We start from the raw sequence: 12,732 nt of genomic DNA, 5'->3' as shown, positions 1-12,732 counted from the left end.
CTGGCGCCGCCAGTCAGGCGCCAAGCCTTGAAATTGCCCACATCGCTGTTGGGCACGGCGTCTGTCTCGGGTATTCTCCGGCGACGTCAGGGTTGAGGGGGCCGAAAAAACGCCCGATACCCTCAGGCAACCATTACAAGAAAATCGCCTATGACCGCCACGACTAGCGCCGTAGTTCAAGAGGTGACGCTGGACCCGCATCAGGCTGAACGTCAGTTCGCCACGGACATTGCCGTCGAGCGTACCCGTCTGTTGTTTCAGGGGTCGCGCCTGCCCACGTTACTCATGCTGCTGGTTGGCCTGGCCTGCAGCCTATTGCTGTGGAGTCAGCAGAGCGCACCGATGCTTGCGGTCTGGCTGGGCTGGGTCGTGCTGCTGGCGCTGCTGCGCCTGACTCAGGTGAATGCCTTCAACGAGGCGCTGCCGAGTCGCCAGGCCGAGCCTTACTGGCGACGTATCTTTCTCTTCGGCGCCGGTGCTTCCGGCCTCACCCTCGCCTTTGCCGTGATCGTGCTGGTGCCTACCGATGTGTTCTACCAACAGGCGCTGGTCTACGGCCTGATCGCCGCCGCCATTCTCTCGGCCAGCGTGGCCTATGCCGTCAGCCTGTCCGCTTTCCTTACGTTCGCCTTGCCCTGCCTGCTGCCTTCGGCGGCCTTCCTGCTGCTCAGCGATAACGGCTTGCAGCGCGGCTGGGGTCTGCTCGGTGTCATGCTGTTGCTCGCCCTGCTGGTGGTGGCCTGGCAGGTCAACCGCCTGGTGCAGCGCAGCTTGCTGCAGCGTTTTCACAACCTGGCGCTGATCAGCAATCTGGAGCACGCCAAGCAGCGCGCCGAAGGACTCAATGAAGAACTGGCGCGCGAGGTGGAGCAACGTCGCCGCGCCGAGCGCGAACTGCGTGGCGCCCATGGCGAGCTGGAAATGCGCGTGGCCGAACGCACCCTGGAGCTGGACGAAGCGACCCATGCCCTGGGCAAGAGCCAGGCGCGCCTGGCCCTGGCGCTGGAAGCCAGCGAGCTGGGCCTGTGGGACTGGGACCTGGAGAGTGATCATGTGCACCACTCGCACCTGCGCGAGCTGTTTGGTCTGGAGCCGGGCCAGGTGCAAGTGATGCTGCGCGACCTGACCCCGCGCCTGCACCCGGATGATCTGCCGGGGCTACGCCGGGCGTTGGTCCGGCACCTCAAGGGACGCAGCGAGGATTATCAGATCGAGTACCGCGTGCGCCATGTCGATGGCCACTGGGTCTGGGTCGAGGACCGTGGCCGTGCGGTCGAGCGCGATGCCGCCGGCCGTGTACGGCGCATGCTCGGTACGCGGCGCGATGTCAGCGCACGGCGTCAGCAGGAGCAACAGCAGCGCCTGGCGGCGACCGTGTTCGAAGCGGCCAGCGAAGGCATCTTCATTCTCGACCCCGACTACCGCGTGCTGGCGGTCAACCGTGCGTTCAGCGCGGTGACCGGTTACAGCCGCGAAGAAGTGGTCGGGCGCACGGTGACCAGCCTGATCGGCAGCCGCGAAATGCGCCGGCAATACCAGATGATCCGCCAGGAGCTGGACAGCAGCGGCACCTGGCAGGGCGAGCTGATCGAGACGCGCAAGAGCGGCGAGCTTTACCCGCAATGGCTGCAGCTCAACCTGGTGCGGGATGTAACAGGTCGGCCCAGTCATATCGTCGGTTTCTTCGCCGATCTCAGTGCGCGGCGCGAGGCCGAGGAGCGCCTGCGCTACCTGTCGCACTATGACGACCTGACCGGCCTGGCCAACCGCAGTCTGTTCAAGGAGCGTCTGCACGATGCCAGCCAGCGCGCCCGCCAGAGCGGCCGCAGCATCGCCCTGGTGCATATCGATCTCGACCGTTTCAAGCTGCTCAACGACAGCCTCGGCCATGAAGTGGCGGACCAGTTGCTGCGGCAGATGAGCCGCCGCCTGACCCAGGCCGTGCCCGAGGCCGACTGCATCGCGCGGCTCTCGGGCGACGAGTTCGCCATCATCCTCGATGCCTACGGCAGCCTTTCCAGCCTGGCGCGGGTGGCCAGTCGACTACTGGCCAAGCTGCGTGTGCCGATGACCGTCGGTGGGCACGAGCTGGTGATCAGCGCCTCGCTGGGCATCAGTCTGCTGCCGGACTACGCCCGCGAGATCAGTGCACTGATCAGCCAGGCCAACATGGCCGTACAACATGCCAAGCACCTGGGTGGCAACACCTTCCAGTTTTTCACCGACAACCTGCAGGCCTGCACCCTGGAGCGCCTGCAACTGGAGAACCAGCTGCGCAAGGCCATCGACGAAGGCCAGCTGGAAGTGTTCTACCAGCCCAAGCTGAACCTCGCCGATGACCAGCTCAACGCCGCCGAGGCGCTGGTGCGCTGGCGCCATCCGCAGCAGGGCATGGTGGCGCCTGGCGAGTTCATTGGCCTGGCCGAAGAGACCGGGCTGATCGCGCCGATTGGCGAGTTCGTGCTGCGTCAGGCCTGCCGCCAGGCGCGCCAGTGGCAGCAGGAGGGGCTGGCGCAGATACGGGTGTCGGTGAATATCTCGGTGTACCAGTTGCGCCAGGGCAACCTCACCAGCCTGGTGCGCCAGGTGCTCGAAGAAACCGGCCTGGCGCCACAGTACCTGGAGCTGGAGCTGACTGAAAGCCAGCTGCTGGACAACGTCGACAGCGTCATCGTCACCTTCCGTCAGCTGCGTGAGCTGGGGGTCAAACTGGCCATCGACGATTTCGGCACCGGCTATTCCTCGCTCAGCTACCTCAAGCGCTTCCCGGTGCATTACGTGAAGATCGACCAGACCTTCATCCGCGATCTGTCGCCCGGTGGCGAGGATGCGGCGATCACCCGCGCGATCATCGCCATGGCCCACAGCCTGGAGCTGAAAGTGGTGGCCGAGGGCGTGGAAACCCAGGCGCAGATGGATTTCCTCAAGAGCCAGAACTGTGACGAGATCCAGGGCTTTCTGATCAGCCGCCCGGTGGAGGCGAGCGCCTTCGCCGAACTGCTGCGCGCGCAGATCGACAATCCACTGGATTGAAGGATTTCCTCGCGCTTACTTGGCGAACAGCTGGCCGATGTCCTTGAACGCCTTGAACTCCAGGGCGTTGCCGCAAGGATCGAGGAGGAACATGGTGGCCTGCTCGCCGACCTGGCCCTTGAAGCGCACGTAGGGCTCGATGACGAACGTCGTCTCGCGGCTGCGCAGACGGTCGGCCAGCGCTTCCCAGTCGGCCCAGCCGAGCACCACGCCGAAATGCGGCACCGGCACATCGTGGCCGTCCACCGGGTTGCTGGCGGCCGATTCCTGATAAGCCATCTTCGGCGCTTCGTGGATCACCAACTGGTGGCCGAAGAAATCGAAATCCACCCAGTGTTCGCTGCTACGACCTTCGGCGCAGCCGAACACCTCGCCGTAGAAATGCCGCGCGGCGGCCAGGTCGTATACGGGAATCGCCAGGTGAAAGGGAGCAAGGGCCATCACGCAATACCTCTGATTTGTTATGGGTAGGGCGGGTGCAACCCGCCATCGATCTTTATTGCACCAGCCTACCAACAGCGAAATTGTCGGAAAGCTAATATTCTTGCGCGCAAGCTCAAATAATTTTGATCATTCGAGACGCCGATGCTGCGTGAACTGAAAACTTTCATCACCGTCGCTCGCCTGGGCACCTTCGCTGCCGCTGGCCAGCAGGTGGGGCTGACCCAGTCGGCGGTCAGCGCGCAGATGCGCGTATTGGAGCAGCACCTCGGCGTGCGCCTGTTCGACCGCAGCGGTCGCGCCGCCGTGCTCAACGCAGCCGGCCGCCACGCCCTGCCGCTGGCCGAGCAGATGCTTGCGCTGTACACGCAGATGGCGCTGCCGCAGGCGGCCGATCAGTGGCAGGGCGAGCTGCGCGTCGGCGCCATCGCCACCTTGCAGACCGGTCTGCTGGCCGAGGCGCTGCCGCGCTTTCGGCAACTGGCACCGCGGGTCGAACTGAAGCTGGTGCCGGGCGTGTCCTTGCAGCTGTTCAGCCAGCTGGATGCCGGTGAGCTGGATCTGGCGCTGTTGATCAAACCGCCGTTTGCCTTACCCAAGGAGCTGCTGGAGGTACCGCTGGCGTGCGAGCCCTTCGTGCTGATCGCACCCTTGGACGTGGACGGGGAAGACCCATTGCGCCTGCTCGCCAAGCAGCCTTTCGTGCGTTACGACCGCGCTTCGTTCGGCGGGCGCCAGGTGACGCGCTTCCTGCGTGAGCAACGCCTGAACGTGCGCGAGGCGCTGGAGCTGGATGAACTGGAAGCCATCGTGCGGCTGGTGGAAAACGGCATGGGCGTGGCCCTGGTACCGCGTGCGGGTCTGTGGCTGCAAAGGCCGACGCGTCTGCGGGTGATCGAGCTGGGTGAGCTGACCTTCCATCGCGAGCTCGTCGCCCTGGTGCGCCGTGCGCAGCGCCAGCCGGCCCTGGATTGTTTGTTGAGCTGTCTGCTGTCGAGAGATGCGCCTGGGTAATGGCCGCGCACTGCTGTCTGCGCCGGAAGTGACAGTTGCAGTCACTTCCGGCTGCCGGCTCAGATGTCCCAGACCAGGTTGATCGAGAAGTTGCGCCCCGGTTGAGTCAGGCGGTCGAGATTGGCGGGGGCGGTCACGCCGGCCTCTCCGTTACCGTCGTAGCCGCGCACGTCGTCCCACTGCCAGTACTTCTTATCCGTCAGGTTGTACAGACCGGCATTGACGGTGAGATCGTCGGTCAGCTTGTAGTAGCCGGTCAGATCGACAATGCCATAGCCGGGTGTGGCGAACTGGCTGCCGTCGCCGGTCGGAGAGTTGAAGCCGCTTTGGTCGATGCGGGATTTGCGCTTGACCAGTGTCCAGTTCAGCAGGCCGCCGAAGCGTTCCTGCTCGTAGCCCAGACCGAATACGCCGGTCAGCGGGTTGATGCTGTTCAGCGGCTCGCCGGTTTCCTCGTCGCGACCACGGGCATAGGCGATCGAGCCTTGCGCGTACAGACCCGGCAGTGCGCCGAAGTTGTCCAGATTCAGGCGGCCCTTGGCTTCCGCACCACGAATGCTGGCACGGCTGATGTTGCGGCTCTGGAACACTGTCAGGCCGCCAGCTGCACCTACGGCATCCTCGTCGATGAAGTCGCGATAGCGGTTATAGAACACGGCCAGGCTGAAGCTGCCGCCCTCGAAGTTGCCACGCAGACCGGTCTCCAGGCTGCGGCTGGTTTCCGGGTCGAGGTCGGGGTTGGGCTCCACGATGTAGGGCGGGTTGTTGTTCTGGAAGCGGCCATACATTTCCTTGGCCGTAGGTGTGCGGAAGCCTTCGGCGTACTGGGCGAAGCCGGTGTAGTGCTCATCGAAGGCATAGGTCACGCCGAGCTTGGGTGAAACGCGCTGCCAGGTCGTGCTCGCGTCTGTGGGGTCGAAGGTACTGCTTGCGGGGGCGCTGGCAAGGTACTCGTCGGTCAGATCGGGTTTGAGTTTGGTCCGGTCGTAGCGAACACCCGGCAGGAACGTCCACTGGTTCCAGCGGATTTCGTCTTGCGCAAATACGCCGTAGACATCGATGGTTGGATCCGGGAAGTCGCTCTGGGTGGTGAGGGTATCGCCGCTATTGCTGCTGATCGCGCCGACGGTGGGGCAGTTGGCGCCCAGCGCCCGCAGGCAGACGCCATAACCGCTGCGCTGGCCGGTGACTTCCTGGCGCTTGAGGTTGAAGCCGTAGGTCAGCAGGTGATCGGTTTCGCCCAGGGCGAAGGCCTTGTCCAGCTGTGCGTTGAGCACCCACTGGCGATCCTTGTAGTCGGTGCTGCGATAGCGCATCACGTCGCGGGTGATGGCCTGGGTAAAGAAGTTCCTGGGGGTGTAGCGCTCCTGGGTGCTCTGGTCGGTCTTGGCGATCTGGTAATTCAGGCTCCATTTCAGGCTGTCGGCCAGCAGACTGTCCAGCGCCAGGCTGTGCTCCAGGCCGAAGCGCTCGCGGATGATGGTGTCGTTGCCAGCACGACTCGCGTAGTAGTTCTGCCCTGCACCGATGGTCGGGGCGTTGAACGGCCCGCCGACGGCGCTGAGTTGATTGCTGTCGCGATCATCCTTGTATTTCTCATAGGTCAACTGCAGGCGGTCGCTGCCGTTGTAGTTCCAACCCAGTTTGGCCAGGACGTTGGTGGTGCGTACGTCTTCCGGATTGGCCGCAGTACGATCCAGGCCGGTACCGCCGTGATTGCCGTAGGATTCGGTCTCATGGCCGTTGCGCTGTGACAGGTGCAGCAACGCATCGAAGTCCTCATGGCGACCGGCGACGGTGGCCGAGTTCAGCCAGCTTTCGTCGGCGGAGCTGTAGCCTGTCTTCAGGCGGGCGCCGCTGTTGCGGCCATCCTTGATGATGTCGTCAGCATCGAGGGTGAAGTAGCTCACCGCACCACCAATGGCATTGCTGCCGTACAGGGCCGAGGCCGGGCCGCGGAGAATTTCCACCCGCTTGATGATCTCCGGGTCGACATAGTTGCGCTGGGTATTGGCATAGGGACCGTAGTAGAAGCTGGCAGGGATCTCGACGCCGTCGACCTGCGTCAACACCCGGTTACCATCGATGCCACGGATGTTGTAGCCGGTGAGGCCGGAGCGCTGACCAGTGCCACCGACGGAGACGCCAGGCTCGTCGCGTACCAGCTGCTTGATGGTGTTGATGTTGTTGCGGTCCAGGATTGTTCGATCGCGCACGCTGACCGTGCTGGGAACGGCGTTTACATCCTGCTCGTGAAGCGTGGCGGTGACCGTAGTTGGTTGGAGGGCGAGCGATTGCGCAGGATTCTTCACCAGCACCACGCTACGTTCCCCAACGCTGCGGTAGCTCAAACCGGTGCCTTCGAGCAGGCGCGCCAGGGCCAGCTCCGGCGATTGGCGGCCACTGGTTCCCGGCGAGTCGATGCCGTCGGCCAATTGTGCCGGCAGGCCGATCTGCCACCCCGTGACGTCGCTGAATGCGTTCAGCGCCGAAACCAGGGGCTGGCGCTCGATGGCGAAGCGGTAACCGCTTTGGCTCTGCTGCTGTGCTGCAGGCGACGGCTCGGCAGCGTTGGCCAGCGGCAGGCTGGCGCAGGCGATGGAGAGTGCCAGCAGCGACAGGCTGGCGGTGGACAGTCGCGGGAAATGCGGGCGCCTGGTGTGAAGGGGCATCGTTGTGCTCTCTGCGGGTGTCGTCGGAAGGTCAGTTAATGCGAATTATTTGCATTGTTATGACGGGACGAACGAAGCCCTCTTGGAGCGTAAAAATTCTTTTTATCAGTTGAGAATCAGCAGCGATGGGTACTCTTGAAGCTGCGCCGAGGTCACCTGCGCCAGCGAGCGCATGATGTCGGCCGGTTCGCTCAGGCGATAGTTGCCGGTGATGCGTAGATCATCCAGACGGGCGTTGCGGTTGATGATCCAGCCGGGGTAGTAGCGGCGCAGTTCATCCAGGACTTCGTGCAAAGGGCGGTCATCGAAGATCAGGCGGCCCTGAACCCACGCGAGCTGATTGGCTGTGGCACCGTGTATGCGCTTGCCGACACCGTCCGGGCCGACACGGATGCTATCGCCGCTTACCAGGTAGATGCGCGTGTCGTTGCCGCGCGCATGTACTTCGATCTCGCCCCGCTCGACGCTGACTTCGGCGGTATCGTCGAGGTAGCGCACGGAGAATGCGGTGCCGCGTACCGATATCAGAACGGGGCCAGCGGCAACCTGAAATGGACGGCTGCTGTCCTTGGCGACATCGAAATAGGCTTCGCCTCTGAGCAACTGCGTGACGCGCTGGCTCGCGTCGATCTGGCTGGAGAACGCGCTACCGGTGTTGAGCAGAACGTGCGAGCCATCGGCCAGATCCAGGCTCTGGCGCTGGCCAACGGCAGTGACATGATCGGCGCGCAGGCGCAGCAGCAGATCGCTTTGCAGGGTGATGCCGACCACCAGCAGCAGCGAGGCGGCGATCGCCAGCGTTCTACCGATGCGCCGCGAGCGCCTGGGCGCCGGTTGTCTGCGCTGCTCCAGGCGCGCGGCTGCGGTGACCAGCGTGGATGATTGCCAGCACTGTTGCGCACGCTCGAATGCTTCGGCATTGGCAGGGGAGGCGGCCAGCCATTCGGTGAATCGCGCCCGGCAATCATCGTCCGCATGTTCCAGCAGAAGCAGCCAGTCCAGCGCCTGGCTCAGCGATGCGTCGCTGTCGTTGGGGGTTCCCTGCTGCGGGTGCATCGGGCTGTTCTCGAAACCGGGGGGCGATATTCTGGCCGAAGGTGCGGGTGAGCGATAGTTGCTCATGTCGGAGGCGCGAGGCGCTCGAGCAGGGTCATGCACAGGGTCATGATCAACTTGAGCTCTTTCTGCACCGTGCTGGCTGACACGCCGAGCTCTGCAGCGATCTCGGCATAGCCCTGACCATGCAGACGGCTGAGGATGAAGATGCGCTGCTGGCGTTCGCTCAACTGCTCCAGTGCGTTGCCCAGCCGTTGCAGCAGGCGTTCGGCGTGCAGACTGTCTTCGCTGGATGAACCCGGAGCGGGAACGGCCTGCATGATGGCGTCCGGCACGTCATCGAGCATGGTGCGTGACTGCATGCGCTCGCGGCGCAAGTGGTCGAGCGCCAGATTGCGGCCTGTCTGGAAGAGAAAGGGTTCGAGGTGATCGACCGGTTTGTCGCGCAGGCTACGGGCGACCCGCAGGTAGGTTTCCTGCACCAGCTCCTCGGCGATGCTGGCGTTCTTCACGATTTTTACCAGCGTGCGCAGCAGCGGGGTGCGCTGGCTGATGAATACGCTGTCTAGATTGGAGATGGTCACTGGCAAGCCTGATTCGCCGACTACTTCGTGAATAATAATCACTTTTAATAAGGCCGGATAGCGAGCGCGTGCGCGAAGCCCGTCTGCAGCGTCATATCCATGTGTTTCGCTTTATTTTTACGGAGCTTGGCAGGTTCGTTCGTCTTTATAAGGCAGTGGCGGTCTAACGTCCTGCAGGCTTCATCGAGCGGTGCAGGGGACGGGCTGCCTTACTTCATGCCAGTCATCAGCGAGCTTTCCATGACCGCCTCTTCGCAACTGTCCCATCCGCTGCGTTCGCAGCGCCTGAACCAGATTACCCACGAGCCGCACAGTCACCTCGACAACCTGGTCAAGAGCCATGATCCGTTCGGGAGCCCGGAGCGGTTTTCCCACTTCGTGGCCGCCCAATATCTGTTCCAGCGTGATCTGGAAAAGCTCTATAACGACCCGCAGCTGATCAGGCTGGTGCCTGATCTGCCGCAGCGCTGCCGTGTCGAGCAGGCTGTGCTGGACCTGGCCGATCTGCAGCGCGCGCTGCCAGAGGGCGATGACGCCATCCGCAACAAGGTCATGGGCACCGGCGAAGCGCTCGCCTGGCTGTTCGTTTCCGAAGGCTCCAAGCTGGGCGCCGCTTTCCTGCTCAAACGCATGCCGGCGCTGGGCCTGAGCGAGACCTTTGGCGCGCGTCATCTGGGCGAGCCGGAAGGTGGTCGTGCTCAGGGTTGGAAGGCGTTTACCGCCGTGCTCGACAGCGTCGAACTGGATGCCGAGCAGGAGCGTCTGGCCGAGGTAGCGGCCATCGCGGCCTTCGAGCGTTTCACCGTACACCTGGAACGCTGCTTTGCCTGAAATCACGCTGGCGCGCTCGGCCTGGCAGCGTTGGCTATGGCTGCTGTTGGCCTACCTGAGCATTGGTATGGCCATGCTCGGAGTGATACTGCCGGGCCTTCCCACGACCGAGTTCGTGCTGTTGGCGGCCTGGGCAGCGTCGCGCAGTTCGCCGCGTCTGGCCGCCTGGCTGGAGAACCACCGGGTGTTCGGCCCGCCGCTGCGCGACTGGAAGAACGGCGGCCTGATCGCCCGGCGTACCAAGTGGGTGGCGAGTGGCAGCATGCTGCTAGCGCTGATCATCCTGCTGCTGACCGTCGATCACCTGCCTTCCGTGCTGTTCGCCGCTGCCGGCATGAGTTGCGGCGCACTGTTCATCTGGACGCGTCCGGAAAAAACCAGAGCCAAGTAGGGGTGCGCCGTGCGCACCGACGATTTCGGATGATCGTAGCCCGGATGCAATCCGGGGCGGTTACTGCGTTGCGCCCTGGTGCGCACGGCGCACCCTACGGATCGCCGAGGGCTTGCCGAAGCATGCCGCACATGAAAATGCCGCGCAGCTTTGCAGCGGCGCGGCATCGGGTACAGCGTCAGCGGTGATCAGAACGCCGGGACGACGGCGCCTTTGTACTTCTCTTCGATGAACTGCTTCACCTCGGCGCTGTGCAGGGCCTTGACCAGCTTCTGCACGGCCTCGCTGTCCTTGTTGTCGGCGCGGGTCACCAGGATGTTGACGTACGGCGAGTCGCTGCCTTCGATGGCCAGGGCGTCCTGGGTCGGGTTCAGCTTCGCTTCCAGGGCGTAGTTGGTGTTGATCAGGGCGACATCGACCTGGCTCAGCACGCGCGGCAGGGTGGCCGCTTCCAGTTCACGCACCTTGATCGCCTTCGGGTTCTCGACGATGTCCTTCGGTGTGGCGAGGATGCCGGCTTCCGGTTTGAGCGTGATCACACCGGCTTTCTGCAGCAGCAGCAGGGCGCGGCCGCCATTGGTGGCGTCGTTGGGGATGGCCACGGTGGCGCCCTGCGGCAGCTCGCTGAGGTCCTTGATCTTGCTCGAGTACGCGCCGAAGGGCTCGACGTGCACACCGGCAACGCTGACCAGATCGGTCTTGCGGCTGGCATTGAACTCGTCCAGGTACGGCTGGTGCTGGAAGAAGTTGGCGTCGAGGTTCTTCTGCTGCACTTGCAGGTTGGGCTGCACGTAGTCGGTGAATACGCGCACCTTCAGTTCCACGCCTTCTTTGGCCAGGGCCGGTTTGACGAACTCGAGGATCTCGGCGTGTGGCACCGGGGTGGCGGCGACGTTGAGGGTTTCGGCCTGGGCCGAGAAGGCCGCGCAGGCAGCCAGGGCAGTCAGCAGTTTCTTCATTTCAAGGTTCCTTTTGGGAAAGTTGGCGCGGGTCTCGCGGGTGGCGAGTCGCCGCTTTTCATAGTCACTTGCGAGAAAAATGTACGACGAGGCGATCACCGACCATCTGCAGCACCTGCACCAGAATCAGCAGCAGGATCACGGTCACGGCCATCACGTCCGGTTGGTAGCGTTGGTAGCCGTAGCGCACGGCCAGGTCGCCGAGGCCACCGCCACCGATCAGGCCGCTCATGGCGGTGTAGGACACCAGGGTAATGGCGGTGACGGTGGTGGCCGCGAGCAGGCCGGGCAGCGCCTCTGGCAGCAGTGCGCGGGTGATGATCTGCCAGGTGCTGGCACCCATGGCCTGGGTCGCTTCGATGATGCCGCGCTCCACTTCGCGCAGCGCGGTTTCCACCAGGCGCGCGAAGAACGGCGTGGCCCCCACCACCAGCGGCGGAATGGCGCCGGCCACACCCAGCGAGGTACCGACCAGCAGCTCGGTGAAGGGGATCATCAGGATCAAGAGGATGACGAAAGGCACCGAGCGCAGGATGTTGACCACCAGCGACAGCGCGCCGTACAGGGCTTTTTGCTCGAACAGCTGGCGCGGGCCTGTGAGAAACAGCAGCACGCCGAGCGGCAGGCCGAGCAGCACGGTGAACAGCATCGAGCCGAGCAGCATGTTCAGGGTGTCGAGGCTGGCCTGCCAGATTTCCGGCCAGAACACGTTGGGTAGCAGTTGTTCGAGCATCAGCGCAGTACCTCCAGATGCACGTCGGCAGCTTCGAAGCGCGCCAGCGCGGCGTCGATGTCGCCACCGGTCAGGGCCAGGGTGAGTTGGCCGTAGGGGGTGTCCTTGATGCGGTCGATGCGCCCGGCGAGGATGCTGTAGTCCACCCCGGTTTCACGGGCCACGGTGCCCAGCAGCGGTGCGTAGGTGGCTTCGCCCTGGAAGGTCAGGCGCAGGATGCGGCCCTCGACATGGGCGAAGTCGTCGCGTTGCTCGGCCTCGTCGACATGCTCGGACTCCTGCACGAAGCGCCGCGTGGTCGGATGCTGCGGGTGCAGGAACACCTCGGCCACCGGGCCTTCCTCGACAATCACGCCAGCATCCATCACCGCCACGCGGTCACAGACGCGGCGGATCACGTCCATCTCGTGGGTGATCAGCACGATGGTCAAGCCCAGTTCGCGGTTGATCTCGGCCAGCAGCTGCAACACGGCGGTGGTGGTCTGCGGATCGAGGGCGCTGGTGGCCTCGTCGCACAGCAGGATCTTCGGCCGGGTGCTCAGTGCGCGGGCGATGCCGACGCGCTGCTTCTGCCCGCCGGAGAGCTGCGCCGGGTATTTGTTGGCGTGATCCTGCAGACCGACGCGGGCCAGCAGCTCGGCGACGCGGGCGTCGATCTCGGTGCGGCTCAGCTCACCGGCCAGGCGCAGCGGCATGGCGATATTGTCGGCCACGGTCTTCGACGACAGCAGGTTGAAGTGCTGGAAGATCATCCCGACCTGCTGGCGGAAGCGGCGCAGGCCGCCTGCATCGAGGGCGGTGACGTCGACACCGTCGATCTCGATGCGCCCGCCGGAGGGTTCCTCCAGGCGGTTGATCAAACGCAGCAGGGTGCTCTTGCCGGCACCGGAGTGGCCGATGATGCCGAACACCTGGCCGCTGCCGATCTGCAGCGTCGTGGGCTGCAGGGCCGGAATCTCGCGACCGGCGACGCGGTAGGCTTTGTGGACGGATTGAAACTGGATCACGCGAACGACCT

At 64.0% G+C, this 12,732-nt stretch carries 11 protein-coding genes; 4 read left to right on the top strand and 7 right to left on the bottom strand.

What is annotated here, in order from left to right; all coding sequences use genetic code 11:
- Positions 1–150 precede the first annotated feature (150 nt).
- Complete coding sequence (locus tag H3221_RS04405; protein ID WP_196475608.1) at positions 151–3,033, top strand: EAL domain-containing protein; 2,883 nt, start codon at positions 151–153, stop codon at positions 3,031–3,033.
- A 15-nt stretch (positions 3,034–3,048) separates the two neighbouring features.
- Here H3221_RS04405 and H3221_RS04400 read toward each other — a convergent pair whose 3' ends face one another.
- The gene (locus H3221_RS04400) at positions 3,049–3,474 is read right to left on the bottom strand and encodes a VOC family protein (protein WP_196475609.1); all 426 of its coding nucleotides are present in this window, start codon (positions 3,472–3,474) and stop codon (positions 3,049–3,051) included.
- A 144-nt stretch (positions 3,475–3,618) separates the two neighbouring features.
- Between H3221_RS04400 and H3221_RS04395 the strand changes: the two genes are divergently transcribed.
- Positions 3,619–4,488 (top strand): LysR substrate-binding domain-containing protein, encoded by an 870-nt coding sequence (locus H3221_RS04395; protein WP_196475610.1) that lies wholly within the window; start codon positions 3,619–3,621, stop codon positions 4,486–4,488.
- Between the two features lie 59 nt (positions 4,489–4,547).
- Here the strand turns inward: H3221_RS04395 and H3221_RS04390 are convergent, their stop codons facing one another.
- From H3221_RS04390 to H3221_RS04380, 3 genes are all read right to left on the bottom strand, one after another.
- Complete coding sequence (locus H3221_RS04390; protein WP_196475611.1) at positions 4,548–7,160, bottom strand: TonB-dependent receptor; 2,613 nt, start codon at positions 7,158–7,160, stop codon at positions 4,548–4,550.
- A gap of 105 nt (positions 7,161–7,265) precedes the next feature.
- Positions 7,266–8,216, bottom strand: coding sequence for a FecR family protein (locus tag H3221_RS04385; RefSeq protein ID WP_196447531.1), 951 nt, complete (start codon positions 8,214–8,216; stop codon positions 7,266–7,268).
- A 62-nt stretch (positions 8,217–8,278) separates the two neighbouring features.
- On the bottom strand, positions 8,279–8,800 hold the full coding sequence (locus H3221_RS04380) for an RNA polymerase sigma factor (protein WP_160016512.1): 522 nt from the start codon (positions 8,798–8,800) through the stop codon (positions 8,279–8,281).
- 240 nt (positions 8,801–9,040) lie between these two features.
- Between H3221_RS04380 and H3221_RS04375 the strand changes: the two genes are divergently transcribed.
- Positions 9,041–9,631 (top strand): biliverdin-producing heme oxygenase, encoded by a 591-nt coding sequence (locus H3221_RS04375; protein ID WP_192984421.1) that lies wholly within the window; start codon positions 9,041–9,043, stop codon positions 9,629–9,631.
- The gene (locus H3221_RS04370; RefSeq protein ID WP_196447222.1) at positions 9,624–10,022 is read left to right on the top strand and encodes a YbaN family protein; all 399 of its coding nucleotides are present in this window, start codon (positions 9,624–9,626) and stop codon (positions 10,020–10,022) included. Before H3221_RS04375 ends, H3221_RS04370 begins: the two co-directional genes overlap by 8 nt.
- A 188-nt stretch (positions 10,023–10,210) precedes the next feature.
- Here the strand turns inward: H3221_RS04370 and H3221_RS04365 are convergent, their stop codons facing one another.
- The 3 genes from H3221_RS04365 to H3221_RS04355 form a co-directional block, all read right to left on the bottom strand.
- Positions 10,211–10,981 carry a MetQ/NlpA family ABC transporter substrate-binding protein gene (locus tag H3221_RS04365; RefSeq protein ID WP_196475612.1) on the bottom strand — a complete coding sequence of 257 codons (771 nt, stop codon included), beginning with the start codon at positions 10,979–10,981 and terminating at the stop codon, positions 10,211–10,213.
- Between the two features lie 64 nt (positions 10,982–11,045).
- Positions 11,046–11,714: a methionine ABC transporter permease gene (locus H3221_RS04360; RefSeq protein WP_074676952.1), complete on the bottom strand. Its 669-nt coding sequence runs from the start codon at positions 11,712–11,714 to the stop codon at positions 11,046–11,048.
- Positions 11,714–12,721 (bottom strand): methionine ABC transporter ATP-binding protein, encoded by a 1,008-nt coding sequence (locus tag H3221_RS04355; protein ID WP_196475613.1) that lies wholly within the window; start codon positions 12,719–12,721, stop codon positions 11,714–11,716. Before H3221_RS04355 ends, H3221_RS04360 begins: the two co-directional genes overlap by 1 nt.
- Between the last annotated feature and the right edge of the window lie 11 nt (positions 12,722–12,732).

Origin of the sequence: Pseudomonas chaetocerotis (genome assembly GCF_015712105.2) — a bacterium.
Classification (GTDB): domain Bacteria; phylum Pseudomonadota; class Gammaproteobacteria; order Pseudomonadales; family Pseudomonadaceae; genus Aquipseudomonas; species Aquipseudomonas chaetocerotis.
Note: the sequence above shows the minus strand (reverse complement) of the source record. Positions and strands in the feature narration are given on the sequence as shown.

Coding starts and splice junctions, on each gene's coding strand:
- H3221_RS04405 (WP_196475608.1), top strand. CDS start 151: ATGACCGCCACGACTAGCGCCGTAGTTCAAGAGGTGACGCTGGACCCG.
- H3221_RS04400 (WP_196475609.1), bottom strand. CDS start 3,474: ATGGCCCTTGCTCCCTTTCACCTGGCGATTCCCGTATACGACCTGGCC.
- H3221_RS04395 (WP_196475610.1), top strand. CDS start 3,619: ATGCTGCGTGAACTGAAAACTTTCATCACCGTCGCTCGCCTGGGCACC.
- H3221_RS04390 (WP_196475611.1), bottom strand. CDS start 7,160: ATGCCCCTTCACACCAGGCGCCCGCATTTCCCGCGACTGTCCACCGCC.
- H3221_RS04385 (WP_196447531.1), bottom strand. CDS start 8,216: ATGCACCCGCAGCAGGGAACCCCCAACGACAGCGACGCATCGCTGAGC.
- H3221_RS04375 (WP_192984421.1), top strand. CDS start 9,041: ATGACCGCCTCTTCGCAACTGTCCCATCCGCTGCGTTCGCAGCGCCTG.
- H3221_RS04365 (WP_196475612.1), bottom strand. CDS start 10,981: ATGAAGAAACTGCTGACTGCCCTGGCTGCCTGCGCGGCCTTCTCGGCC.
- H3221_RS04360 (WP_074676952.1), bottom strand. CDS start 11,714: ATGCTCGAACAACTGCTACCCAACGTGTTCTGGCCGGAAATCTGGCAG.